The organism is Pseudomonas sp. PGPR N4 (assembly GCF_059693665.1).
Genome location: NZ_JCAUKV010000001.1, coordinates 1,272,866 through 1,295,913, shown reverse-complemented (window position 1 = coordinate 1,295,913; position 23,048 = coordinate 1,272,866). Strand labels below are relative to the sequence as shown.

Here is a 23,048-nt window from a genome sequence, read left to right as displayed (position 1 = left end):
GAGGAAAGGCCACTAGCCTAGGTAAAGCGGCGCCGTTAAGCAATTGCCAGCGGCGCCGCCTTATCACTCAGGCTGCGCGTCGCTCCTGGGCCTCACAGGCGGCGGCGGTGAAGATCACATCGGTCGAAGAATTCAGCGCCGTTTCAGCCGAGTCCTGCAGCACACCGATGATGAAACCGACGGCGACCACCTGCATGGCGATTTCACTGGGAATGCCGAACAGGCTGCAGGCCAGTGGGATCAGCAACAGAGAACCACCGGCTACGCCCGATGCGCCGCAGGCACACACCGCAGCCACTACGCTGAGGAGCACGGCAGTGGGCAGATCGATACTGATGCCCAAGGTATGCACGGCCGCCAGGGTCAGCACGGTGATGGTGATCGCCGCGCCGGCCATGTTGATGGTTGCGCCAAGCGGGATCGAGACCGAGTAAGTATCTTCATGCAGGCCGAGTTTTTCCGACAGTGCCAGGTTGACCGGGATGTTGGCGGCCGAGCTGCGGGTGAAGAACGCCGTGATGCCGCTCTCGCGCAGGCACATCAGCACCAGCGGGTAGGGGTTGCGGCGGATCTTCCAGAACACGATCAGCGGGTTCATCACCAGCGCGACAAACAGCATGCAGCCGATCAATACCGCCAGCAGGTGCAGGTAGCCAAGCAGGGCGCTCAGCCCCGACTGGGCCAGGGTCGCTGCGACCAGGCCGAAGATCCCCAGCGGTGCAAAACGAATGACCACGCGCACGATATAAGTCACCGCATTGGACAGGTCGTCGACTACAGTGCGGGTGGCCTCGCTGGCATGGCGCAGGGCGATCCCCAGGCCGATGGCCCAGGTCAGTACGCCGATGAAGTTGGCATTGAGCAGCGCCGCTACCGGATTATCGACAGCGCTGAGCAGCAGGTTCTGCAGCACTTCGGTGATACCGCCCGGAGCGCTCAGCGACGCCTCACTGGCGCTGAGCAGCAGGGTCGAGGGGAACAGCATGCTGGCGATCACGGCGACCACGGCTGCGCCAAAGGTGCCCAGCAGGTACAGCCACAGGATCGGCCGGATATGGGTTTGCTGGCCGTGCTTGTGGTTGGCGATCGAGGCCATCACCAACACGAACACCAGCACGGGCGCTACCGCTTTGAGCGCACTGACGAAAACCTTGCCGAGAAACGCCAGGTCCAGCGCCACGGCAGGCGCGAGCAAGGCCAGGGCGATGCCGGCGATCAGGCCGATGACGATCTGGGTAACCAGGCTGGTGCGGGTGAACAGGCGAAGAACAGGCAGCATGTGCAGCGAATCTCAGGGATTTGGACGGGCGCGACTGTACCATAGACCAGCGCTCCCGGCCGCTGCCTACCAGTGGAACAACTCTTTGCGCGCACCCTCGGTAATCGCGACGATCCCCGGGTGCTTGACCTTGCGCTCTACCGAGATCGCATAGAACGACTCGTTGACCGCCTCGGTATGGCCGATCAGCACCACTGCATATTGGCGGCACACCTCATCGGCAATCACGCTGGGCGCAACGAAAATGCCGCTGCCGGACTGACCGAAGGCCTGCATCAAGGCACTGTCATCGAACTCACCGACGATCCGCGGCTGCACCTGCTGCTCGGACAGCCAGCGCAGTAAGCGGCTGCGTACCACTGTCTCCTGACCTGGGATCAGCAACGGCGCATCATTCAGACAGGCCGGAAATGCACCCGAGTATTCTGCCGCCAGAGCTGGGGTGGCAAAAAAGCTCAAGCCGCATTCGCCGAGTTTCTGGCTGTAGCCTTTGATATCCAGATGGCTGGGCATGGGGCTGTCGGAAATCACCAGGTCCAGACGCTGGATGGCCAGGTCGGCCAGCAGCCGCTCGAGCTTGTCCTCCCGGCAATTGATGCGCAGGGCGCCGTCCAGCTCCATGGTCGGCGCCAGCAAGCGATAAACGATGGACTTGGGGACCACATCGGCAACGCCGACGCGGAACAGGATCTGCTCCTGCGGCCCGGCGCGCAGCATGGTCTCGAGCTCGCTGCCGATCTGGAACATCTGTTCGGCGTAGACCAGCGTCTGCCTGCCGCTCTCGGTCAGCTCAAGCTGACGCCCGACACGCTGGAACAATTCCAGACCATGGGTCTGCTCGAACAGGCTGATCTGCCCACTGATGGTTTGCGGCGTCAGATTCAGCTGCTCACTGGCGCGGGCAATACTGCCGGTGCGTGCGACTACCCAAAAATAATGCAGCTGCCGGTAATTGAGCATGGTTGTTTCCGGATTCGTAAAAAACGAAGTATAGCTGCTAAAAAAACGAATTTTCCGGATGTTTCAGCTTCATTAGAATGCCTTTCATCAGGCGCCACGTGCTGCCCGGACATGACAAGTGAGGATCCCATGCTACAACTGAAATCCATCGGTACCCCGTTGGTGCTTGCGCTGGCGCTGTTCAGCCTGGCCGGGTGCGATCAGGCTGAGAAATCTGCCCAGCAGGTGCTCGATCAGGCGGCGCAGTCTGCCAAGCAGGCCATCGACAAGACCAATGAAGCCGCTCAGCAAGCGTTGAATGACGTCATTGGCGGCGAGGGTGAGAAATCGGCCAAGCCCGCCGATGGCGAAGGCAAGACCCAGGACATCTGACCCGCAGCTGCGAACATAGCCCTAACATAGCCAGAAACAGGATTGATTCATGGAATATTTGCTGGAACTCGCCGCAAGCCCGACCGCCTGGGTAGCTTTGGCCACATTGGTGGCAATGGAAGTCGTGCTCGGTATCGACAACCTGATCTTCATCTCGATCCTGACCAACAAGCTGCCTGTCGAGTACCGCTCCAAGGCGCGCCGGATTGGTATCAGCATGGCGTTGATCATGCGCCTGGCGTTGCTCAGCACCGTGGCCTGGATCGTTCAGTTGACCGATCCGGTAATCGAGATCTTCGGCAATGCCTTCTCCTGGAAGGACATGATCCTGATCGCCGGTGGCCTGTTCCTACTGTGGAAGGCAACCAAAGAGATCCACGAGAGTGTCGATCCGCACGGTGCCAAGCATGAGGCCACGGTCTCATCCACCGTGACCCTGGGCTTCGCCGCAGCGATCTTCCAGATTCTGCTGCTGGATATCGTGTTCTCGGTCGACAGCATCATCACCGCAGTTGGCATGACCGAGCACTTGCCGATCATGATCATCGCTGTGGTGGCAGCTGTTATCGTGATGATGGTGGCCGCCGATCCGCTTGCCAACTTCATCAACGACAACCCGACCGTCGTGATGCTGGCCTTGGGCTTCCTGATCATGATCGGCATGACCCTGATCGCCGAAGGTTTTGGTGCCCATGTGCCTAAAGGTTATGTATATGCAGCGATGGCGTTCTCGACTGCGATCGAGATGCTAAACATCTTTGCTCGCCGCGCTCGCCTCAAGCGTGAGGCTGCACAGGAGTAAGATGCGCGGGGCGCTTGGCGCCCCATTCGCAATGGCAGTTTCATCAAGCAACCGCGTATGCTTTCAAGCTGCGCGGTTTTTTGTTTTGCGCTGACGCGATGTCAGTGCGCTGCAGCGGGCTGACGGGCGCGTTGCACGGGCAAGGGCTTGGCCTGAACCGGCAGTGGATGATGCGAATGCCTGCGGACAATGCGCAGAACGCCCCATAACATGGCAGCGGCCACACTCAGCCACATACCTACCAACAGCAGAATTCCCATAGTCAGGCTCATGTGTGCCTCCTTCTCTCGGGCTTGCCCCAGGCTTACCTTCCAGATACTTACTTAGTCTAGCGCTACCCTCATGACGTTCAATTGAGCTTAGGTCGAACCCTTGGTCCGATTTGTTACTAGCCCGCGTCGGGCTATTCCTGCGCGCGCGTCCGCCCTATGATCAGAGACCATCGCCGGATGCCAGACCGGCTTCAGACAAGTGAGTGTCCATGTTGCAAGCTTCCCGCAAGTCGTTGCTCAACCCTTCACAGCGCCTGCTCGCTGCATGCCTGCTAGCGGCCAATCTGGTTGGCTGCGCCGGCGCGCCTCCAGCAGATGTACAAGGCTTGCCGCAGCGGGTCGAGATCAGCAGCGTGCCGTTCTTCCGCGGCAACGCCAATCACAGCGGCGCCATGGCGCTGGCGGTGATGCTCTCGCAGCAAGGCATTCGGATCACCCCGGGCTTGCTCGACAAGCCGCTGAAGCTGCCTGAAGCAGCCGAAGCGCTGGAAGCATCGATCCCGCCTGTGGCGCGTGATTACGGCATGCTGGTGTATCCGCTGGACAAGCGTCTGGATGCATTGCTCGCCCAGGTGGCGGCGGGCAACCCGGTGCTGCTGCGTTATCAAGAGGGTTCGGCGTGGTGGAGTGAGCCGCGCTATGCGGTACTGGTCGGCTATGACAGCTACAAGCAGCGGGTGCTGCTGCGTGCAGGCATGCAGCGGCGGCAGATGATGTCGTTCGACGCGTTTGCCAAGGCGTGGGCGGAGCAGGGTAGTTGGGCAGTGTTGATACAGCCACCGCAGCAACTGCCTGCACAGGTTGATCGCCAGCGCTGGTTGCAAGGCGCCGATGAACTGGCCCGGGCAGGGCAGGAAATGGCGGCCAGACAAGCCGTCAGCAGCCTCGGCCAGCCCTGAACGCAAACGGCCGGCGCTGATGGCCGGCCGTCTTCATCCGCTATGGATCAGAAGCCCAGACGATCGCGCAGGCTGTAATACCACGCACCCATAGCGCTGAATGGTACCCGCAGCAGTTGGCCACCCGGGAACGGGTAGTGCGGCAGGCCGGCGAATGCGTCAAAGCGTTCGGCCTGGCCGCGCAGCGCTTCGGCCAGGACCTTGCCCGCCAGGTGGGTGTAGGTCACGCCGTGGCCGGAGCAGCCTTGCGAGTAGTAGATGTTGTCGCCTATGCGGCCGACCTGAGGCAGACGCGACAGCGTCAGCAGGAAGTTGCCGGTCCAGGCGTAGTCGATCTTGACGTCCTTGAGCTGCGGGAATGCCTTGAGCATCTTCGGTCGGATGATCGCTTCGATGTTGGCCGGGTCGCGTGCGCCGTAGACCACGCCGCCGCCGAAGATCAGGCGCTTGTCGCCGGTCAGGCGGTAGTAGTCGAGCAGGTAGTTGCAGTCCTCGACGCAGTAGTCCTGCGGCAGCAGGGTACGTGCCAACTCATCGCTGAGTGGCTCGGTGGTGATCACCTGAGTACCGCATGGCATCGACTTCGAGGCCAGCTCCGGCACCAGGTTACCCAGATAAGCGTTGCCGGCAACGATGATGTACTTGGCGCGGATCTTACCCTGCGGGGTGTGCACGACAGGGTTGGCGCCGCGCTCGATGCGTATGGCTGGGGTTTGTTCATAGATCACGCCGCCCAGCGACTCGACCGCAGCCGCTTCGCCCAAGGCCAGGTTGAGCGGGTGAATATGGCCGCCGCTCATGTCGAGCATGCCGCCTATATAGCTTTCGCACGCGACCACTTCACGGATGCGCTTCTGGTCCATCAGCTCCAGTTGGGTGTGGCCATAGCGTTCCCACAGGCGTTTTTGCGATTCCAGGTGGGCCATCTGCTTGGGCGTGATGGCCGCGAATACGCCGCCGTTCTTGAGGTCGCACTGGATGTTGTACTTGGCTACGCGCTCGCGGATGATACGCCCGCCTTCGAAGGCCATCGCGCCCAGCAATTTTGCTTCGCGCGGGCCAACAGTGCGTTCGATCACGTCGATGTCACGGCTGTAGCTGTTGACGATCTGGCCACCGTTGCGGCCGGATGCACCAAAGCCAACCTTGGCAGCTTCGACGACGGTAACCTTGAAGCCGTTCTCCAGCAGGAACAGTGCGCTGGACAGGCCGGTATAGCCCGCACCGATTACGCAGATGTCGGTTTCCACCTCACCCAGCAGCGCCGGACGTGGCGGCACCGGGTTGGCCGAGGCGGCGTAGTAGGACTGTGGGTAGGGGGTATTAGCCATGCTCGAGAGACCTCGTGTTTTATATTTTTAACGAATGTACCGATGCTATCAATAATAATAAACACCCGCTAGTCGTACGGTGAAAATCCTTTACGCAGCGGTGGCGCGTGACTATTAGTAAATATTTTTATGATTCAGTGGCTTAGCGTGGAAAAAACAGTTGACAGGGTTTTTGGATTCCGTAGAATGCGCCCCACGACAGGCACATAGCTCAGTTGGTTAGAGCACCACCTTGACATGGTGGGGGTCGTTGGTTCGAATCCAATTGTGCCTACCAAATCGAAAAGGGGTGATCCGTAAGGGTCACCCTTTTTTCATTTGCGCTGCCGTTGGTTGCTGATACTGGTGGTCGACCAGAGTCTCAGGGGCGTGCGCCAGAGTTCGCCGCTCGGTGGCGCAAAGGTTTTGATTTTCTTCAAAAAAAAGCTTTACAGGGGTGCGCTTCACTCGTAATATGCGCCCCACGACAGGCACATAGCTCAGTTGGTTAGAGCACCACCTTGACATGGTGGGGGTCGTTGGTTCGAGTCCAATTGTGCCTACCAAACTTGAAGAGGGCGATCCGAAAGGGTCGCCCTTTTTGCATTTGCTTCGCGCCTGAAACACCCTGCGGCAGCCTGCCCATCGGCGCTAGCCAGCCATCATGGTAGAATCCGCGCCTTCGATTCTGGAGTTAGACGCGTGCGTAAACTTGCGGTGGTAACAGCGATGCTGGCCTTGACGGGCTGCAACAATGAAGTGGATGGCGTGCACAAACAGGTGGCCGAACACCTGAGTAATCCCAAGACCGCCAAATTCGCCAACGTGCGCTTCGATACCGATGGCTCGATCTGCGGTCAATTCCGTGGCAAGGACGCTGACGGCAAATTCGAGGCTTACCGCAGCTACGTTGCAATCAAGCGGGATGGCCAGTACCAGATCATCGTCGACGAAACCGGCGACGACCTGCGCATCCGCGAGATCTGTGGTGGTGCCGAGCTGCAGCGTCGCGCCGAAGCCCTGGCCGATCAGCCGGCGCCAGAGGGCTGGGATGTCGAGGTGGTGCAGGGGCCGAACATGGGGGCTCTGAGCGACATGACTGCGCGCCTTATAGAGAAGGGTATTCCCTCTTCGGTCGAGTACCGTGATGGCAAGCCGGTGGTGCTGCTGGGTCCATTCGCGACCAAAGAAGAGGCGCAGGCGCGCAAGGCCGATGTGATGGCGCGTCAAGGCACTGACTCTGTGGTGATCCAGCATGGCGCCCAGCGCTGATAAGTGACTGATGAGGCAGGCGGGGTGTGCCTGAACGCGATCGTTGGCTATGCTTGGCTAAGCGGGCGCTGAACAGGGAGGGGTCGCATGTCTACATTGGAACGGGCCATCGCTGTAGCCGCCAAAGCCCACGAGGGGCAGTACGACAAGGGTGGGGCGGCCTACATTCTTCATCCGCTGCGGGTGATGATGCGGGTGTCCACACCTGAGCAGCGTATTGTCGCTGTACTCCACGATGTACTCGAAGACACGTCCCTGACGGTATCAGACCTCGCTCTTGAGGGTTTCCCGCTGAAAATCCTCGCCGCCTTGCTCTCGCTGAGTCGACGTCCTGGCGAGAGCTATGAGGCGTTTGTGATTCGGGCAGGCGCTGACCCTCTGGCACGAGAGGTCAAGCTGGCTGATCTGGCCGATAACAGCGACCTTAGTCGCATCGCCTGCCCAGGTCCCGCTGACCTTGCCCGGCTCAGCCGCTATCAACATGCCAGTGCCTATCTGCAAACCTTGACTTGAACGCTGGCCTCGGTTGCGCTGTCTACTTTATCTGGCGCATTTACCCGCTTGGTCGGTAATATGCCCGACCTTGAAGCTGGGTAACTCAAGAGGTAGCAATGGATCGAGAAGGCCCTGCGGTGCGGGTCGAAGCGATGGTCAGGCCCGACCGTCTTCAGGTTTTCCCGACTGATTCCTCGGAGCGTCTGCAACTGGCTCTCGACGCTGGCGCGATTATTGGTACCTGGCTGTGGGACATTCGCAACGACTGCGTGACGGCTGACGAGCGCTTCGCCCGTTCATTCGGGCTGTCTGCAGAACGCTGCACCAGCGGCATTCCGATCTCCGAGGCGTTCGCCTCCATCCACGAGCAAGACCGCGAACGGGTTGGCCGCGACATCGAACAGGCCATGGCTCGCGGTGGGCGCTTTCGCTGTGAATATCGTGTTCGCCAAGACGACGGCTGCTATCGCTGGGTAGAGGCCAATGGTCGCGCCGAGCTCGATGAGCAGGGCATGGCTGTGCGCTTTCCAGGCGTGCTGATGGACATTGAGGGGCGGCGTGTTGCCGAAGCTGAGCGCGATCGCGCAAACGCCTTGTTGCGCACGTTCACGGCGGCAGTGCCTGGCGTGGTGTACGCCAAGGACCGCCAGGGACGGATGCTGGTCGCCAACCACGGCACTACGCAGCTGATCGGCAAGCCTCCCGAGGTTTACCTCGGCAAGACCGACCTGGAATTTCTTGAAGACGAAGCGCAGGCGCGCCAGGTCATGGCGAACGACCAGCGCATCATGGACAGCGGTCAGGCTGAGCAGATTGAAGAGCGGGTCGACATGCCGGACGGTTCTGTAGCCGTATGGCTGTCGGTGAAGGCACCGTTGCTGAGCGACGCCGGTGAAGTGATCGGTTTGATCGGCTCCTCGATGGATGTCACCGCGCGAAAGAACGCCGAATCCGCCTTGCTTGAGCTAAATCGTACGTTGGAAGCCCGTATCAGCGTCGCCGTTGCCGAGCGCGAGGCGGCTCAGGCTGCGCTGCGTCAGGCACAGAAGATGGAGGCTGTGGGCCAGCTGACCGGGGGTATCGCTCACGATTTCAACAATCTCCTGGCCGGCATCAGCGGTAGCCTCGACTTGATCAGGCTGCGTTTGAATCAGGGGCGCACGGCCGATCTGGAGCGTTACCTGGGCGTTGCTCATGGTGCCGCCCAGCGCGCCGCTGCCCTTACCCATCGCCTGCTCGCGTTCTCCCGTCGGCAGACGCTGGTGCCGGTCGAGACTGATGTGCATGCCTTGATTGGCGGCATGGAGGAGCTGATCCGGCGTACGGTCGGGCCGGCAATCAGCCTGAAGGTGGAGTTGGCAGCGCAGGCCAGTGCTTGCCTGGTCGACCCGGCGCAGGTTGAAAACGCCTTGCTCAATCTGTGTATCAATTCGCGCGATGCCATGCCGGGTGGCGGCAGGATTCTGATAAGCACTCGCGACCAGCGGCTGACGACTGGGCCCGAGCTTGATCCAGAGTTGAGCCCCGGCAACTACCTGAGCATTTGCGTGGCGGACAGTGGTACCGGCATGAGCGCCGAAGTGCTCGGCAAGGCCTTCGAGCCGTTCTTCACGACCAAGCCGGTTGGCGCCGGTACCGGGCTTGGCTTGTCGATGATCTATGGCTTTGCCAAGCAATCCGGTGGCCAGGTGAGGATCGAGTCAGAGCCGGGCAAAGGCACGCGAGTGCTGCTGCAGTTGCCGGGCCACACCGCTGCGGTGGACGCCCCGCAGGTGCAACCTGGCGAGTGTGCCGAGCCCACGGCCGCAGCTGGCGAAACGGTTTTGGTGGTCGATGACGAGTCCTCCGTGCGCATGTTTGTCAGCGAAACCCTGGGCAGTTACGGCTATGTGGTGATCGAGGCGGCGGACAGCCTGGCAGGGTTGCAACTGCTGCGGTCGGACATCCGCATTGATCTGCTGGTGACCGACATCGGTTTACCCGGCGGGCTTGACGGGCGGCAGATGGCGGAGGCGGGCAGGCAATCGCGGCCTGACCTGCCTGTGTTGCTGATGACGGGCTATGCGCAGCCTGAAGTGCTCGATCGTCAGCCGCTGGAGTCGACCATGGCGATACTGACCAAGCCATTTGCCCTCGAGGCACTGACCTCGCAGGTCAATGCCTTGCTCAGGCCGCAAGCGGGCGATGCTACCGCCAAGGCTTGAGTCCCTGCTCAGTCTTCCTTGGGTACAGTCCAGAAGATCTGCACGCCGCCATCATCCCGGTAGGCAAGGGTGACATTGTCGTTTTCAGCGATCTCTTCGAGTAGCGTTGCCCAGTCATCCGGCAACTCGTGCTCCAGCCGAAAGATCAACGCAGACTTGCTGCGCTGGGCGGTAGGGCTGTTTATGATTTTCTGAATGCGCTCGCCCAGTTGTTGGTATGGGCTGGGGGTGGCTTGAGAGGCAGCGGCCATCGGGGTGTTCCTTGTTGTGCTGTATGTGCGTACAGTATTTCACTGTAGGCAATTTCGCAACAACCTCGTGAGCCTTGGCCCAAGTGACTGTCGCGGGCCATGCAGCCCGCGACAGCGGTGAGCAAAGCGTTGCTCGGCTCAGGCAATCAACAGATCAATATTCCCAGAAGATCCGCTGCAGCTCTTTGCTGTCTTGGGTCTTGGTCATTGCGACCATCGCCAGAATCCGTGCTTTTTGCGGGTTCAGGTCGTGGGCGACGACCCAGTCATTCTTGTCATCCGGCTGCTCGGCGTTGCGCAGTACGAAACCGCCCTGGTTGACGTGGGAAGAGCGAATGATCTGCACGCCGTTTTTACGCAGCTCCTGCAGAGCCGGTACCACACGTGACGATACCGAGCCGTTGCCGGTGCCGGCATGAATCAGCGCCTTGGCGCCGTTTTGCGCAAGGGCCTTGTACGCGGTGTCGGTAACGTTGCCGTAGCCGTAGGCGATGTCTACGGCAGGCAGGCTGCTGATTTGCTTGATGTCGAACTCGGAGTTGGAGGTGTGACGCTTGGCTGGCAGGCGGAACCAGTACGATTTGCCTTCTACGACCATGCCCATCGGGCCCCAGGCGCTCTTGAACGCTTCGGTCTTGATGTTGATCGACTTGCTGACATCACGGCCGGATTGGATTTCGTCGTTCATGGTCACCAGTACGCCTTTGCCGCGCGATTGCTTGTCGCTGGCGACGGCTACGGCGTTGTAAAGGTTGAGCATGCCGTCAGCCGACATTGCGGTGCCCGGGCGCATCGAACCGACCACTACGATTGGCTTGTCGGTCTTTTCTACCAGGTTGAGGAAGTAGGCGGTTTCTTCCAGGGTGTCGGTGCCGTGGGTGATAACGATGCCGTCGACGTCGTTGCTGTCAGCCAGCTCGGCGACGCGTTTGCCCAGCTTGAGCAGGTCGTCGTTGCTGATGCTTTCGGATGCGATCTGCATGACCTGCTCGCCGCGCACATTGGCCAGTTGAGCCAGCTCGGGTACGCCGGCGATCAATTTGTCGATGCCTACCTTGGCGGCCTGATAGGTAGCGCTGTTGGCGGCGCTGGCGCCGGCGCCGGCAATGGTGCCGCCGGTGGCGAGAATCACCACATTGGCGAGCTTTTGTTGCTGCTCGGCTTCTTTGGCAGAAACTGCAGTCGGCAGGATCAGCAGCAGGGCGAGGGCGCCCGGGGCAAATGTCTTCAGTGCGGTTTTCATCGTTATTGTTCTCTCGATCTTCCTGGTGAGATTTATATGTCGCACAGCTAAGCAGGCAGGTTTCATACCAACGCAGCGGCGTGTCTGGGTTGAGCCACTCCCGGCGGGAGTTCGCTCATATGCCGAGACAAATCCAGCGATGGGATGTATTCGGCTTACCGAACGGATACAGGTAAAGTTGTTCGGTTTTCCGTGGCCAATCCGCGTAACCTGCCGCTGGCCCCGGTTTGCCAAAACAGCGTCTCAGGGAATTGACAAAATCAGGGCTTGTTTCCATAGTGGCTTAACGCAAACGTTTGCGATCCGATAAAAAACACAAGATTCGGAGTCATCTCATGAAACTGCCGTTCCCCGGTCGTCTGCTGTCCCTCGCTATCGTCTCCTCGTTGGCGCTCGCACTGCCCCTGGCAGGTCAGGCTGAAGAAAAACCCAAGGTCGCTCTGGTCATGAAGTCGTTGGCCAATGAGTTTTTCCGCACCATGGAAGACGGCGCCAAGGCCTACCAAAAAGAGCACCCTAACGACTTCGACCTGGTAGCCAACGGCATCAAGGACGAGTCCGACACCAGCAACCAGATCCGCATCGTCGAACAGATGATCGCCACTGGCGCCAACGCGCTGGTGATCGCGCCGGCTGACTCCAAGGCGCTGGTGCCGGTGATCAAGAAAGCCATGGATGCCGGCATCACCGTCATCAACATCGATAACCGCCTCGACCCCGAAGTGCTCAAGAGCAAAAATCTCAGCGTGCCCTTCGTTGGCCCTGACAACCGCAAGGGTGCCAGGCTGGTCGGCGACTATCTGGCCCAGCAAAAGCTCAAGCCAGGTGATCAGGTGGGTATTATCGAAGGCGTCTCCACCACTACCAACGCCCAACAGCGCACGGCTGGTTTCCAGGACGCCATGCAGGCGGCACAGATCAAGGTCGTTTCGGTGCAGTCTGGCAACTGGGAAATCGACAAGGGCAACGCGGTGGCGGCGGCCATGCTCAATGAGTATCCAGAGATCAAAGCGCTGTTGGCCGGCAATGACAGCATGGCGCTTGGGGCTGTCTCGGCTGTGCGTGCCGCAGGCAAGAAAGATCAGGTTCAGGTAGTCGGCTATGACAACATCAACGCCATCAAGCCGATGCTCAAAGATGGCCGCGTGCTCGCCACGCTCGATCAGGATGCCAAGAAGCAAGCCGTGTATGGCATCCAGGCTGCGCTGCAGATGATCAAGGGCGAAAAAACCGCTGTCGATGCCGACAATGTCATCCAAACCCCGGTTGAATTGATCACCAAGCCGTGATCCAGGCAGGAGACCCGGCCATGTCTGCAACGGCCACGCAAACGGTGCTCACGGTCAGCGGGCTGGGCAAGAGCTACGCCCAGCCTGTGCTGGCTGACGTCGAGCTGGAGCTGTACGCCGGCGAAGTGCTGGCGCTGACCGGTGAGAACGGCGCCGGCAAAAGCACGCTATCGAAGTTGATCAGCGGCCTGGAAATTCCCACCGTTGGGCACATGAGCTACCTCGGCCAACCTTACAGCCCTGCCAGCCGCAGTGCGGCAGAGGGGCTTGGGGTGCGTATGGTGATGCAGGAGCTGAACCTGCTGCCCACCCTGACGGTTGCCGAGAACCTGTTTCTCGACAACCTGCCCAGCCGTCTCGGCTGGATCAATCACAAGCGCCTGCGCCAGTTGGCGGTCGCCGCTATGGCGCAGGTGGGCTTGGACGCGATTGACCCGGATACCCTGGTCGGTGAGTTGGGTATTGGCCATCAACAGATGGTCGAGATCGCCCGCAACCTGATTGGTGATTGCCGGGTGCTGATCTTCGACGAGCCTACGGCGATGCTCACTGCCCGCGAGGTCGAGCTGCTGTTTGTCCAGATCGAGCGCCTGCGTCAGCGCGGCGTGGCTATCGTGTACATATCCCATCGCCTTGAAGAGCTGCAGCGTGTGGCCCAGCGCATCGCGGTGCTGCGCGATGGCAAGCTGGTGTGCGCCGAGCCGATCCAACGTTACAACAGTGCCGAGCTGGTCAACCTGATGGTCGGTCGTGACGTGGGCGAGCATATCGACCTGGGCAGGCGCCAGATCGGCGCGCCGCTGCTCAAGGTCGACAAGCTCAGCCGTGCCGGCAAGGTGTGCGAGGTTTCATTCGAGGTGAGGGCAGGGGAGATCTTTGGTATCTCCGGCCTGATCGGCGCCGGCCGTACCGAACTGCTGCGGCTGATCTACGGCGCCGACCGCGCCGACAGCGGCAGCGTTGCCCTTGGTCAGCCGCCGCAGCCGATCACTGTCGACTCGCCCAAGGCCGCTGTGCGTGCTGGCATTGCATTGATTACCGAGGATCGCAAAGGTGAGGGGCTGCTGCTGACGCAGTCGATCAGCGCCAATATTGCCCTCGGTAACCTGGGCGCCGTGTCCCGTGCTGGGGTCATCAACAGCGCTGCCGAAACAGCCTTGGCCGAGCGCCAGATCAGCGCCATGCGCATTCGCAGCGCAAGTCCGGCGCAGGCTGTCAGTGAGTTGTCCGGTGGCAATCAGCAAAAGGTGGTGATTGGCCGCTGGCTCGAGCGCGACTGCCAGGTACTGCTGTTCGACGAGCCGACCCGCGGTATCGACGTTGGCGCCAAGTTCGACATCTATGGCCTGCTTGCCGAGTTGGCGCGCCAGGGCAAGGCGCTGGTGGTTGTTTCAAGTGACCTGCGCGAGCTGATGCTGATCTGCGATCGCATCGGTGTGCTCTCTGCGGGGCGCCTGATCGACACCTTCGAGCGCGATGCCTGGAGCCAGGATCAACTGCTTGCCGCGGCTTTCGCCGGTTATCAACAACGTGATGCTTTGCTGCATGAAGCAGCTCCCAGGATGGACCCATGAACAGCTCTCCCGTCGACACTCCCGCTCGCCGCAGCGGCACCTATCTGGGCCTGGGTACTTACCTGGGACTGGCCGGCGCATTGCTGGCAATGATTGTGCTGTTCTCGTTTATGAGCAGCCATTTCTGGTCGTACGCAACCTTCAGTACCCTGGCCAACCAGATCCCCGATCTGATGGTGCTGGCAGTAGGCATGACGCTGGTGTTGATCATCGGTGGCATCGACCTGTCGGTGGGCTCGGTGCTGGCCTTGGCAGCCTCGGCAGTCAGCGTGGCAATTCTGGGGTGGGGCTGGAGCGTGTTGCCCGCTGCGCTGCTGGGCATGGCAGTCGCCGCCCTGGCTGGCAGCGTCACTGGCTGCATTACCGTGGCCTGGCGTATTCCATCCTTTATCGTCTCGCTCGGTGTGCTGGAAATGGCCCGTGGCCTGGCCTATCAGTTCACTGATTCGCGCACGGCCTATATCGGCGATGCCTACGCCTGGTTTTCCAATCCAGTAGCATTTGGCATCTCGCCAGCCTTCATCATCGCCTTGCTGGTCATCGTCGTTGCCCACCTTGTACTGACACGCACGGTGTTCGGCCGCTACCTGATCGGCATTGGTACCAATGAAGAAGCTGTACGCCTGGCCGGGATCGACCCGCGGCCCTACAAGATCATGGTGTTCACCCTGATGGGCCTGCTCGCCGGCCTCGCCGCGCTGTTCCAGATTTCTCGTCTGGAGGCCGCCGACCCGAACGCCGGTGCTGGCCTTGAACTGCAGGTGATTGCCGCCGTGGTGATCGGCGGTACCAGCCTGATGGGCGGGCGCGGCTCAGTGGTCAGTACATTTTTCGGGGTGCTGATCATTTCGGTGCTGGCCGCCGGGCTGGCTCAGATCGGCGCTTCCGAACCAACCAAGCGCATTATCACCGGGGCGGTCATTGTGATTGCCGTGGTGCTCGACACTTATCGCAGCCGGCGCGCGAGCCGGCGGAACTGAAACCATGGCAACCATCAAAGATGTCGCGGCAATGGCGGGGATTTCCTACACCACCGTTTCCCATGTGCTGAACAAGACACGTCCGGTCAGCGAACAGGTGCGCCTGAAGGTCGAGGCGGCCATCGCCGAACTCGACTACGTGCCCAGTGCCGTAGCCCGCTCGCTCAAGGCGCGCAGTACCGCCACTATCGGCCTGTTGGTGCCTAGCAGCGTCAACCCGTACTTTGCCGAGCTGGCCCGGGGCATCGAGGATGGCTGCGAGCGTAATGGCTACTGCGTGATCCTGTGCAACTCCGACGACAATCCGCAAAAGCAGCGCAGCTACCTGCGCGTATTGCTGGAAAAGCGCATTGATGGCCTGGTGGTAGCGTCAGTCGGTGAAGACAGTGACTTGCTGCAGAGCCTGGCCTGTGTGCGCACGCCGATGGTCATCGTCGACCGCGCGCTGGAGGGCGTAGATGCCGACCTGGTGCGGATCGACCACGAACAAGGCGCTTACCTCGCCACCCGTCACCTGCTCGAGCTCGGCCACCGCGACATCGCCTGTATTGGCGGGCCAGCCGAGACCGGGGTCAGCCAGTTGCGCGTGGCCGGTTTTCATCGGGCGATGGCCGAGGCGCAGGCTGAGGTCAGCGCAGCACGTGTGTTGCACTGTGATTTCACCAGCCCAGGCGGCCACGCTGCTGCGGCGCAGTTGCTTGACGGCCGGCGGCCCACGGCGATTTTTGCCGGCAACGACATGATCGGCTTTGGCGTCCTGCGCGCGGCCGCCGAGCGCAATATCAGCGTGCCTGGCGAGCTGTCGGTGATCGGTTTCGATGACATCGAGCTCAGTCGCTACGTATACCCGCCGCTGACCACTGTAGGCCAGTCGATTCGCGAGCTGGGCGAGAGTGCTGCCGAATTGCTGCTGTCGCGCATCGCCAGGCCGCGGCACGAAGCCCCGGCCGAGCAGCGCATCATCGCCCCGCGCATCATCATGCGCGAATCTACCGGGCCACGCCCGGACCTGTTCAATGATTACCGCTAAGGACTTCCCATGCATGCCAAGGTAGTAGTGGTCGGCAGCCTCAACATGGACCTGGTGGCCCGCGCCGAGCGCTTGCCGCGAGCCGGCGAGACGCTGACCGGTGACGGTTTTTTCACGGTGCCCGGCGGCAAGGGCGCCAACCAGGCGGTGGCCGTGGCGCGCCTCGGCGCCAGCGTGGCCATGATAGGCAATGTGGGTGATGACGCCTATGGCCCGCAGCTGCTACAAGCGCTGCAGGTCGAAGGCGTTGATTGTCAGGCAGTGGCTAGCTGCGCGGGTGTTTCCAGCGGAGTGGCGCTGATCGTGGTGGACGCTGCCAGCCAGAACGCAATCGTGGTGATCCCCGGTGCCAACGGCCTGCTCAGCGCCGAGTCGGTGCAGCGCGCTGGCAGCTTGTTGCAGGCTGCTGATATCGTCATCTGCCAACTGGAAGTGCCCCAGGCAACGGTCGCCTGGACCTTGGTCCGAGCCCGTGAGTTGGGCAAGACGGTGATTCTCAATCCTGCCCCCGCTACTGGCCCGCTGCCGGCAGACTGGTTTACCAACATCGACTACCTCGCGCCCAACGAAAGCGAGGCCCAGGCCTTGACCGGCATTGCGGTGAGCGATCAGGACAGCGCCCGCCGCGCTGCCGAGCAGTTGCTCGCGTTCGGGGTCGGCAAGGTGATCATGACCCTCGGTAGCGAGGGTGCTTTGGTGGTGAGCGCGCAAGGCTGCCAGCACTATCCGGCAACGCCGGTCAAAGCGCTCGACACCACTGCGGCCGGTGACACCTTTATCGGTGGCTTTGCCGCTGGCTTGGCGCGTGGGCTGAGTGAGGCTGAGGCGATCACCCTCGGTCAGCGCGCGGCCGCCATATCGGTCACTCGTGCGGGTGCGCAGCCCTCGATTCCCTATCTGGCGGAGCTGCAGCCATGAAAAAGACCGCTCTGCTCAATATTGCTCTGTCGCGCACGATTGCCGGTCTGGGTCATGGCGACATCGTGGTGATCGGTGATGCCGGCTTGCCGGTGCCGGTTGGCGTGGAATTGATCGACCTGGCCATTACCTCGGGCTTGCCGGACTTTGCCAGTGTACTGCGGGTGGTGCTGAGCGAAATGCAGGTCGAACGGCATGTCTTGGCGGCCGAGCTGTTCGAGGTCGCGCCACCGGCGTTGGCTGAAATCCAGCAGCTCAGCGCGCTGGGCTTGCTCGGCGTTCGCGAGCAGATGCCGCACAGTGAGTTCAAGCTGCTGAGTCGTCAGGCCAAGGTCATTGTGCGCACCGGGGAGTGCAAGCCATTCAGCAATATCGCATTGGTCGCTGGCGTCACGTTTTGACCTGTTGGCTTCGATCCACCGTGGCGCGGCCTGAATTTGCAAACTGTTGGCGCAGGAGTGCCTTATGTTGAAGAAACTGCTGCAAGGAGCCGTCCTCATGGCCGCTGTAACCACCTCGGCGCTGCACGCCGCCCCGCGCGAGTTGATCATCGACACCGACCCTGGTGCCGATGACCTGGTGGCGCTGTTTTTGGCGATGGCATCCCCCGGGGAGCTGAACATTCGCGCGATCACCACGGTTGCCGGCAACGTGCGCCTGGAGAAAACCGCCCGCAACGCGCGTCTGGCCCGTGAGTGGGCTGGGCGCGAAGACATACCGGTCTACGCCGGTGCTGGGCGACCTTTGGTGCGCGCGCCCATCTACGCCGCTGAGGTTCACGGCGAGGAGGGCATTACCGGCGTGCAGGTGCATGAGCCAAAGCAAGGCTTGGCCGCGGGCAATGCGGTGCAGTATCTGGTCGATACCCTGAGCGCAGCCAAGCCACACAGCATCACCATCGCCATGCTTGGGCCGCAGACCAACCTGGCCTTGGCACTGATCCAGCAGCCAGGGATCGCCCAAGGCATCAAGGAAGTCGTGGTCATGGGCGGCGCCCACTTCAATGGCGGAAACATCACGCCAGTCGCTGAATTTAATCTGTACGCGGACCCGCATGCCGCTGAGGTGGTGTTGGCCAGTGGCGTCAAGCTCACCTATCTGCCTCTGGATGTCACCCACAAGCTGCTGACCAGCGATGCTCGGCTCAAGCAGTTGAGCGCGGTCAACAACCGCGCCAGCAAGCAGGTCGTGGACATCCTCAACGCCTACATTCAGCATGACATGCAGCTCTACGGCATGCCCGGCGGGCCGGTACATGATGCGAGCGTCATTGCTTATCTGCTCAAGCCAGAGATGTTCAGCGGGCGGCAGATCCACATGAGTGTCGACAGTCGCGAAGGCCCGACCTTCGGTCAGACCGTTGCCGACTGGTATGGCGTGCTCAAGCAGCCCGCCAACGTCATGTGGGTAGAGGAGGGCGATGCCCAGGGCTTGTTCGATCTGCTCAGCGAGCGGCTGGCTCGATTGCCATAGCTGCAGCCTGGGGCGCGTAGCGCTCCAGCACTTGCTCTATAAAGCTGCGGGAGCCTTCGTTGCCGAGTTCGTGTACCAGCAGGTCCACGGCAATCAACATTAGCTCCTCGGCAGTGCCTGGTGCGTACGAGCGATGGCCCGCGGGTAAGTGGACCTGGATGTCGGCATCGATGCTGAGGCTGCGCATTGGAAATTTCTCGTTGGTTCGGACTATAGATCGAACACCGGGCCCTGGCGTTCGTAGGGAGGCATGCTGCACTCCACTTATTGCAGTAAATCATGCCTTTGCGTCAAGAGCCCTGCGACTTAGGCATAACAGTCCGTGCGCGACAAACTATTTATTCGGTGCAAAACCCGGTGACGATTGCTGTTTCCCCTCGCGGGCGCGAGTCAGGCACACTTGGGCGTTTTGCAACGAATATTGCGCACTACTGTCGCATACAGCAGTTCCCATGATGATTAGGAGGATTCATGTTCCGTACCCGTGCTTCTCTGGCAACCGTGCTGGTAGCTATTGCGCTGGCTGGTTGCAGCACTGGCAGCGCGCCGGGCGGTGACAACAGCGCACCGGCAGCCTCGGCTGGCAACGATGGCCGCTGCAACGCCAGCGGTGCTGACTTCACCGTAGGCAAACCGGGCACACCCGAGCTGCTTGAGCAGGCGCGCAAAGCCAGCGGCTCGCAAATGGCCCGCATCCTCAAACCGCACGATATGGTCACCCTGGAGTACCGCTCCGAGCGACTCAACCTCAATGTTGACGAGCAGGGTAACGTCGTCCGCGTCAACTGCGGCTGATTTGCTCTTTAATGGTCGCTGGCGCCATGGGCGGCGGCGACCAATCTGTAAAATTCAGGCATAAAAAAACCCGCCACGAGGGCGGGTTTTTTTACAGCATCCGAATTACTCCGGACGAACCTGTGCAGCCTGCATACCCTTCTGGCCTTTTTCGGCAACGAAGGAAACAGTCTGGCCTTCTTTCAGGCTCTTGAAGCCGTCGGATTCGATGGCTTTGAAGTGTACGAACAGGTCGTCGCCGCCGCCTTGAGGAGTGATGAAGCCGAAGCCTTTTTCATCGTTGAACCACTTGACGGTGCCGGTTTGGCGATTGGACATGGGGTGAATCTCCAGAAACGTAATTTTTTATCGGTGCAGATGTAGCCGAAGCTGCGTGCGCCAGGTACATCATAGTCTAATTCTGCGCGTGTCGCGCCTTTTAACTGCGAAGAAAACTGATACAGCGCAAATAAAGGCTCGGAAGCCCGCTGTTAGGCGGTCAACCTTTCGTCGTGCACGCCTGTTTTACCACAGTTTGAGCCTTTTGCATCAATTTCGCGTCAACACCGTCCTTGCTGTCGAGGTCTTCGATCTCAGCCTTGCTGAAATTCTTCTCGATTGCCTGGGCACCACACTTGCAGTGGGTGTCGGCGTCCTTGGCGCTGACGCCTTGCTGGGTGGCCACCTGCACGCATTGCTGCATGTAGGCGTCTTTCTTGCCGGCTGGCCAGTCGGCTTGGGCCGCCATGGGCAGCAGCAGTGCCCCCGCGGCGGTCAGGGCCAGAAGAGACTGAAGTCGCATAACCAGACACTCCCTTGATATAGGTCTGATGAAAATCGGATGCATCAGCAAATCTGATAGGCTTTTTTACTCACAGTTCACCGGATTTACGCATTTACCAAATATTCGTGCCTGGCCGCTAACCTGCGTGCTAGCATGCTCGGCTTGCAGTTGCCCAGAGGCAGCCAGCAGCTATCTTTCTATTTCCAGTCACTCTGGTTCGCCCCTGACAAGCCGAAAGGCTTCTGCCACTGTGAGGCAGGCTTCCTCTATTAAGGAAGGCAGGTCGGATCTTGTACTGGCTCATCCCAACCCACGTGACCTTTGGTAGGGGTCACCACTAGGAGAGGAGGCGCCATGCCCACCATTACTCTTCCCGATGGCAGTCAACGTTCGTTCGATCACGCTGTATCCGTAGCCGAAGTCGCCGCCTCGATTGGCGCTGGCCTGGCCAAGGCCACCCTGGCCGGTAAAGTCGACGGCAAGCTGGTCGATGCCTGCGACCTGATCGAACACGACGCCACCCTGCAGATCATCACCCCCAAAGATGAAGAGGGGCTGGAAATCATCCGTCACTCGTGCGCCCACCTGGTCGGCCACGCAGTCAAGCAGCTGTACCCGACCGCCAAGATGGTAATCGGCCCGGTCATCGATGACGGCTTCTATTACGATATCGCCTATGAGCGCCCCTTCACCCCTGATGACCTCGCTGCCATCGAAAAGCGCATGCAGCAGCTGATCGAGAAAGACTACGACGTCATCAAGAAGGTCACCCCGCGCGCCGAAGTCATCGACGTGTTCCAGGCCCGTGGCGAAGACTACAAGCTGCGCCTTGTTGAGGACATGCCGGATGAGCAGACCATGGGTCTGTACCATCACGAAGAATACGTCGACATGTGCCGCGGACCGCACGTGCCCAATACCCGCTTCCTCAAATCGTTCAAGCTGACCAAGCTGTCCGGCGCCTACTGGCGCGGCGACGCCAAGAACGAGCAGCTGCAGCGCGTGTACGGCACCGCCTGGGCTGACAAGAAGCAGCTGGCTGCCTACATTCAGCGCATCGAAGAAGCCGAGAAACGCGATCACCGCAAGATCGGCAAGCAGCTAGACCTGTTCCACCTGCAGGAAGAAGCGCCGGGCATGGTCTTCTGGCATCCGAACGGCTGGACTGTTTATCAGGTGCTCGAGCAGTACATGCGTACTGTGCAGCGTCAGAACGGTTACCTTGAGATCAAGACCCCGCAAGTGGTCGATCGAATCCTCTGGGAGCGTTCCGGTCACTGGTCCAACTACGCCGAAAACATGTTCACCACATCGTCGGAAAGCCGTGATTACGCGGTCAAGCCGATGAACTGCCCGTGCCACGTGCAGGTGTTCAATCAGGGTTTGAAGTCGTACCGCGACCTGCCACTGCGTTTGGCCGAGTTCGGTGCATGCCACCGTAACGAGCCATCTGGCGCGTTGCACGGCATCATGCGTGTGCGTGGTTTCGTTCAGGATGATGCGCACATCTTCTGCACCGAAGATCAGGTCAAGAAAGAAGCGGCCGACTTCATCAAGCTGACCCTCGATGTCTATAAAGACTTCGGTTTCGTCGACGTCGCCATGAAGCTTTCGACCCGTCCGGCCAAGCGTGTCGGTTCGGACGAGCTGTGGGATCGCGCCGAAGGCGCCCTGGCTGATGCACTTAACGAATCCGGCCTGGAGTGGGAATATCAGCCAGGCGAGGGCGCCTTCTACGGCCCGAAAATCGAGTTCACCCTGCGTGACTGCCTCGGTCGTAACTGGCAGTGTGGTACCCTGCAGTACGATCCGAACCTGCCTGAGCGTCTGGACGCCAGCTACATTGCCGAAGATAACGCGCGCAAGCGCCCGGTAATGCTGCACCGCGCCATCCTCGGTTCGTTCGAACGCTTCATCGGTATGCTGATCGAGCACTACGCTGGCGTATTCCCGGCTTGGCTGGCGCCAACCCAGGCAGTGATCATGAACATCACTGACAAACAGGCCGATTTTGCCCTTCAGGTTGAAAAAAATCTGACCGATAGCGGTTTTCGTGCCAAGTCTGACTTGAGAAATGAGAAGATCGGCTTTAAAATCCGCGAGCATACTTTGCTCAAGGTCCCGTACCTTTTGGTTATAGGGGACCGTGAAGTCGAAACGCAAACCGTCGCTGTGCGTACTCGCGAAGGCGCTGACCTGGGCTCCATGCCCGTCGCCCAATTCGCCGAGTTCCTTGCGCATGCGGTTTCCCGGCGTGGTCGCCAAGAATCGGAGTAATGATTATTAAGCGTGATATGAGAAACGATAAACGAGCTGCACCGAAGGCCCCGATCAACGAGAATATCTCTGCACGCGAGGTTCGGTTAATTGGTGCTGACGGTGAACAGTTGGGCATCGTCTCGATCGAAGAAGCGCTTCGTATCGCTGAAGAAGCGAAGCTGGATCTGGTAGAGATTTCTGCTGACGCCGTACCTCCTGTCTGTAAAGTCATGGACTACGGCAAAAGCCTGTTCGAGAAGAAGAAGCAACAGGCTGCAGCCAAGAAAAACCAGAAGATCATCCAGATCAAAGAAATCAAGTTTCGTCCAGGGACGGAGGAAGGGGATTACCAGGTAAAACTACGCAACCTGGTACGTTTCCTAAGTGATGGGGACAAGACCAAGATCTCTCTGAGATTCCGTGGTCGTGAGATGGCCCACCAGGAGCTGGGTATGGAACTGCTGAAGCGGATCGAAGCTGATCTCGCCGAATACGGGACCGTCGAACAGCATCCGAAGATGGAAGGACGCCAACTTTTGATGGTCATCGCCCCCAAGAAAAAGAAATAACCACCAGGGCACGGCAGGCCTTGCGGTTATGTTTATCCA

The 23,048-nt window shown here is 60.2% G+C and carries 25 protein-coding genes and 2 tRNA genes; 18 read left to right on the top strand and 9 right to left on the bottom strand.

The genetic code is table 11. The annotated features are described in order from the left end of the window. Positions 1–67: 67 nt before the first annotated feature. Together sstT and nhaR are read right to left on the bottom strand one after the other, a co-directional pair. A complete protein-coding gene (sstT, locus tag AC58X1_RS05760) occupies positions 68–1,279 on the bottom strand; it encodes a serine/threonine transporter SstT (protein ID WP_101320663.1) in 1,212 nt (403 codons plus the stop codon). A 66-nt stretch (positions 1,280–1,345) separates the two neighbouring features. Then, the gene (gene nhaR, locus AC58X1_RS05755; RefSeq protein WP_101320661.1) at positions 1,346–2,239 is read right to left on the bottom strand and encodes a transcriptional activator NhaR; all 894 of its coding nucleotides are present in this window, start codon (positions 2,237–2,239) and stop codon (positions 1,346–1,348) included. Between the two features lie 129 nt (positions 2,240–2,368). Between nhaR and AC58X1_RS05750 the strand changes: the two genes are divergently transcribed. Beyond that, on the top strand, positions 2,369–2,611 hold the full coding sequence (locus tag AC58X1_RS05750; protein WP_150568843.1) for a hypothetical protein: 243 nt from the start codon (positions 2,369–2,371) through the stop codon (positions 2,609–2,611). Between the two features lie 49 nt (positions 2,612–2,660). Next, positions 2,661–3,413: a TerC family protein gene (locus AC58X1_RS05745; protein WP_101320657.1), complete on the top strand. Its 753-nt coding sequence runs from the start codon at positions 2,661–2,663 to the stop codon at positions 3,411–3,413. A 101-nt stretch (positions 3,414–3,514) separates the two neighbouring features. Here AC58X1_RS05745 and AC58X1_RS05740 read toward each other — a convergent pair whose 3' ends face one another. Continuing rightward, positions 3,515–3,685 (bottom strand): hypothetical protein, encoded by a 171-nt coding sequence (locus AC58X1_RS05740; protein ID WP_497428497.1) that lies wholly within the window; start codon positions 3,683–3,685, stop codon positions 3,515–3,517. 209 nt (positions 3,686–3,894) lie between these two features. Between AC58X1_RS05740 and AC58X1_RS05735 the strand changes: the two genes are divergently transcribed. Further along, positions 3,895–4,584 carry a peptidase C39 family protein gene (locus AC58X1_RS05735; protein ID WP_497428496.1) on the top strand — a complete coding sequence of 230 codons (690 nt, stop codon included), beginning with the start codon at positions 3,895–3,897 and terminating at the stop codon, positions 4,582–4,584. A gap of 47 nt (positions 4,585–4,631) precedes the next feature. On the opposite strand, the gene AC58X1_RS05730 is transcribed toward AC58X1_RS05735, so the two are convergent. Continuing rightward, entirely contained in the window at positions 4,632–5,915 is a 1,284-nt protein-coding gene (locus AC58X1_RS05730) for an NAD(P)/FAD-dependent oxidoreductase (RefSeq protein WP_497428495.1), read from the bottom strand. Between the two features lie 200 nt (positions 5,916–6,115). Between AC58X1_RS05730 and AC58X1_RS05725 the strand changes: the two genes are divergently transcribed. The 5 genes from AC58X1_RS05725 to AC58X1_RS05705 all read left to right on the top strand — a co-directional run bounded on the left by AC58X1_RS05725 (position 6,116) and on the right by AC58X1_RS05705 (position 9,865). Beyond that, positions 6,116–6,192, top strand: a tRNA-Val gene (locus tag AC58X1_RS05725). Positions 6,193–6,383: 191 nt separating this feature from the next. After that, a tRNA-Val gene (locus tag AC58X1_RS05720) sits at positions 6,384–6,460 on the top strand. A gap of 136 nt (positions 6,461–6,596) precedes the next feature. Continuing rightward, positions 6,597–7,166, top strand: a complete 570-nt coding sequence (locus tag AC58X1_RS05715; protein ID WP_497428494.1) for an SPOR domain-containing protein — start codon at positions 6,597–6,599, stop codon at positions 7,164–7,166. Positions 7,167–7,253: 87 nt separating this feature from the next. After that, positions 7,254–7,679: a GTP pyrophosphokinase gene (locus tag AC58X1_RS05710; RefSeq protein WP_101320648.1), complete on the top strand. Its 426-nt coding sequence runs from the start codon at positions 7,254–7,256 to the stop codon at positions 7,677–7,679. 134 nt (positions 7,680–7,813) lie between these two features. Further along, entirely contained in the window at positions 7,814–9,865 is a 2,052-nt protein-coding gene (locus AC58X1_RS05705) for a hybrid sensor histidine kinase/response regulator (protein ID WP_497428770.1), read from the top strand. Between the two features lie 8 nt (positions 9,866–9,873). On the opposite strand, the gene AC58X1_RS05700 is transcribed toward AC58X1_RS05705, so the two are convergent. After that, on the bottom strand, positions 9,874–10,116 hold the full coding sequence (locus AC58X1_RS05700) for a DUF1654 domain-containing protein (protein ID WP_101320644.1): 243 nt from the start codon (positions 10,114–10,116) through the stop codon (positions 9,874–9,876). 154 nt (positions 10,117–10,270) lie between these two features. Beyond that, positions 10,271–11,359, bottom strand: a complete 1,089-nt coding sequence (locus tag AC58X1_RS05695; RefSeq protein ID WP_101320642.1) for an asparaginase — start codon at positions 11,357–11,359, stop codon at positions 10,271–10,273. Positions 11,360–11,694: 335 nt separating this feature from the next. Here AC58X1_RS05695 and AC58X1_RS05690 point away from each other — a divergent pair, with 335 nt between their 5' ends. From AC58X1_RS05690 to AC58X1_RS05660, 7 genes are all read left to right on the top strand, one after another. Continuing rightward, positions 11,695–12,648: a sugar ABC transporter substrate-binding protein gene (locus AC58X1_RS05690; RefSeq protein ID WP_220633877.1), complete on the top strand. Its 954-nt coding sequence runs from the start codon at positions 11,695–11,697 to the stop codon at positions 12,646–12,648. A 20-nt stretch (positions 12,649–12,668) separates the two neighbouring features. Beyond that, a complete protein-coding gene (locus AC58X1_RS05685) occupies positions 12,669–14,222 on the top strand; it encodes a sugar ABC transporter ATP-binding protein (protein ID WP_497428493.1) in 1,554 nt (517 codons plus the stop codon). Then, the gene (locus AC58X1_RS05680; protein WP_150568848.1) at positions 14,219–15,202 is read left to right on the top strand and encodes an ABC transporter permease; all 984 of its coding nucleotides are present in this window, start codon (positions 14,219–14,221) and stop codon (positions 15,200–15,202) included. The genes AC58X1_RS05685 and AC58X1_RS05680 overlap by 4 nt, the downstream gene beginning before the upstream one ends. A 4-nt stretch (positions 15,203–15,206) precedes the next feature. Further along, positions 15,207–16,232 (top strand): LacI family DNA-binding transcriptional regulator, encoded by a 1,026-nt coding sequence (locus AC58X1_RS05675; RefSeq protein WP_220633874.1) that lies wholly within the window; start codon positions 15,207–15,209, stop codon positions 16,230–16,232. A gap of 9 nt (positions 16,233–16,241) precedes the next feature. After that, positions 16,242–17,150, top strand: a complete 909-nt coding sequence (gene rbsK, locus AC58X1_RS05670; RefSeq protein ID WP_497428492.1) for a ribokinase — start codon at positions 16,242–16,244, stop codon at positions 17,148–17,150. Continuing rightward, positions 17,147–17,551, top strand: a complete 405-nt coding sequence (rbsD, locus tag AC58X1_RS05665) for a D-ribose pyranase (RefSeq protein ID WP_101320630.1) — start codon at positions 17,147–17,149, stop codon at positions 17,549–17,551. Before rbsK ends, rbsD begins: the two co-directional genes overlap by 4 nt. Before the next feature lie 64 nt (positions 17,552–17,615). Then, positions 17,616–18,623 carry a nucleoside hydrolase gene (locus AC58X1_RS05660; protein WP_497428491.1) on the top strand — a complete coding sequence of 336 codons (1,008 nt, stop codon included), beginning with the start codon at positions 17,616–17,618 and terminating at the stop codon, positions 18,621–18,623. Here AC58X1_RS05660 and AC58X1_RS05655 read toward each other — a convergent pair. Continuing rightward, entirely contained in the window at positions 18,595–18,810 is a 216-nt protein-coding gene (locus tag AC58X1_RS05655; protein WP_101320626.1) for a hypothetical protein, read from the bottom strand. The two genes, AC58X1_RS05660 and AC58X1_RS05655, sit on opposite strands and share 29 nt — an antisense overlap. Before the next feature lie 284 nt (positions 18,811–19,094). Between AC58X1_RS05655 and AC58X1_RS05650 the strand changes: the two genes are divergently transcribed. After that, complete coding sequence (locus AC58X1_RS05650) at positions 19,095–19,418, top strand: I78 family peptidase inhibitor (protein ID WP_259072954.1); 324 nt, start codon at positions 19,095–19,097, stop codon at positions 19,416–19,418. 105 nt (positions 19,419–19,523) lie between these two features. On the opposite strand, the gene AC58X1_RS05645 is transcribed toward AC58X1_RS05650, so the two are convergent. After that, positions 19,524–19,736 carry a cold-shock protein gene (locus AC58X1_RS05645; protein WP_003179963.1) on the bottom strand — a complete coding sequence of 71 codons (213 nt, stop codon included), beginning with the start codon at positions 19,734–19,736 and terminating at the stop codon, positions 19,524–19,526. Between the two features lie 160 nt (positions 19,737–19,896). After that, complete coding sequence (locus AC58X1_RS05640) at positions 19,897–20,199, bottom strand: hypothetical protein (protein WP_101320622.1); 303 nt, start codon at positions 20,197–20,199, stop codon at positions 19,897–19,899. Between the two features lie 336 nt (positions 20,200–20,535). Between AC58X1_RS05640 and thrS the strand changes: the two genes are divergently transcribed. Both thrS and infC read left to right on the top strand, forming a co-directional pair. Further along, the gene (gene thrS, locus AC58X1_RS05635; RefSeq protein WP_188036253.1) at positions 20,536–22,458 is read left to right on the top strand and encodes a threonine--tRNA ligase; all 1,923 of its coding nucleotides are present in this window, start codon (positions 20,536–20,538) and stop codon (positions 22,456–22,458) included. Then, positions 22,458–23,009 (top strand): translation initiation factor IF-3, encoded by a 552-nt coding sequence (infC, locus tag AC58X1_RS05630; protein WP_178080772.1) that lies wholly within the window; start codon positions 22,458–22,460, stop codon positions 23,007–23,009. The genes thrS and infC overlap by 1 nt, the downstream gene beginning before the upstream one ends. Positions 23,010–23,048: the final 39 nt, after the last annotated feature.

What these genes read in the sequence shown, in the direction of transcription:
- nhaR (WP_101320661.1), bottom strand. Translation starts at nt 2,239, where the DNA reads ATGCTCAATTACCGGCAGCTGCATTATTTTTGGGTAGTCGCACGCACC.
- rbsK (WP_497428492.1), top strand. Translation starts at nt 16,242, where the DNA reads ATGCATGCCAAGGTAGTAGTGGTCGGCAGCCTCAACATGGACCTGGTG.
- AC58X1_RS05730 (WP_497428495.1), bottom strand. Translation starts at nt 5,915, where the DNA reads ATGGCTAATACCCCCTACCCACAGTCCTACTACGCCGCCTCGGCCAAC.
- AC58X1_RS05740 (WP_497428497.1), bottom strand. Translation starts at nt 3,685, where the DNA reads ATGAGCCTGACTATGGGAATTCTGCTGTTGGTAGGTATGTGGCTGAGT.
- AC58X1_RS05655 (WP_101320626.1), bottom strand. Translation starts at nt 18,810, where the DNA reads ATGCGCAGCCTCAGCATCGATGCCGACATCCAGGTCCACTTACCCGCG.
- infC (WP_178080772.1), top strand. Translation starts at nt 22,458, where the DNA reads ATGATTATTAAGCGTGATATGAGAAACGATAAACGAGCTGCACCGAAG.
- AC58X1_RS05640 (WP_101320622.1), bottom strand. Translation starts at nt 20,199, where the DNA reads ATGCGACTTCAGTCTCTTCTGGCCCTGACCGCCGCGGGGGCACTGCTG.
- AC58X1_RS05745 (WP_101320657.1), top strand. Translation starts at nt 2,661, where the DNA reads ATGGAATATTTGCTGGAACTCGCCGCAAGCCCGACCGCCTGGGTAGCT.
- AC58X1_RS05680 (WP_150568848.1), top strand. Translation starts at nt 14,219, where the DNA reads ATGAACAGCTCTCCCGTCGACACTCCCGCTCGCCGCAGCGGCACCTAT.
- AC58X1_RS05695 (WP_101320642.1), bottom strand. Translation starts at nt 11,359, where the DNA reads ATGAAAACCGCACTGAAGACATTTGCCCCGGGCGCCCTCGCCCTGCTG.
- AC58X1_RS05700 (WP_101320644.1), bottom strand. Translation starts at nt 10,116, where the DNA reads ATGGCCGCTGCCTCTCAAGCCACCCCCAGCCCATACCAACAACTGGGC.
- sstT (WP_101320663.1), bottom strand. Translation starts at nt 1,279, where the DNA reads ATGCTGCCTGTTCTTCGCCTGTTCACCCGCACCAGCCTGGTTACCCAG.
- AC58X1_RS05735 (WP_497428496.1), top strand. Translation starts at nt 3,895, where the DNA reads ATGTTGCAAGCTTCCCGCAAGTCGTTGCTCAACCCTTCACAGCGCCTG.
- AC58X1_RS05660 (WP_497428491.1), top strand. Translation starts at nt 17,616, where the DNA reads ATGTTGAAGAAACTGCTGCAAGGAGCCGTCCTCATGGCCGCTGTAACC.
- AC58X1_RS05650 (WP_259072954.1), top strand. Translation starts at nt 19,095, where the DNA reads ATGTTCCGTACCCGTGCTTCTCTGGCAACCGTGCTGGTAGCTATTGCG.
- AC58X1_RS05690 (WP_220633877.1), top strand. Translation starts at nt 11,695, where the DNA reads ATGAAACTGCCGTTCCCCGGTCGTCTGCTGTCCCTCGCTATCGTCTCC.
- rbsD (WP_101320630.1), top strand. Translation starts at nt 17,147, where the DNA reads ATGAAAAAGACCGCTCTGCTCAATATTGCTCTGTCGCGCACGATTGCC.
- AC58X1_RS05685 (WP_497428493.1), top strand. Translation starts at nt 12,669, where the DNA reads ATGTCTGCAACGGCCACGCAAACGGTGCTCACGGTCAGCGGGCTGGGC.
- AC58X1_RS05675 (WP_220633874.1), top strand. Translation starts at nt 15,207, where the DNA reads ATGGCAACCATCAAAGATGTCGCGGCAATGGCGGGGATTTCCTACACC.
- AC58X1_RS05710 (WP_101320648.1), top strand. Translation starts at nt 7,254, where the DNA reads ATGTCTACATTGGAACGGGCCATCGCTGTAGCCGCCAAAGCCCACGAG.
- AC58X1_RS05750 (WP_150568843.1), top strand. Translation starts at nt 2,369, where the DNA reads ATGCTACAACTGAAATCCATCGGTACCCCGTTGGTGCTTGCGCTGGCG.
- AC58X1_RS05645 (WP_003179963.1), bottom strand. Translation starts at nt 19,736, where the DNA reads ATGTCCAATCGCCAAACCGGCACCGTCAAGTGGTTCAACGATGAAAAA.
- AC58X1_RS05705 (WP_497428770.1), top strand. Translation starts at nt 7,814, where the DNA reads ATGGTCAGGCCCGACCGTCTTCAGGTTTTCCCGACTGATTCCTCGGAG.
- thrS (WP_188036253.1), top strand. Translation starts at nt 20,536, where the DNA reads ATGCCCACCATTACTCTTCCCGATGGCAGTCAACGTTCGTTCGATCAC.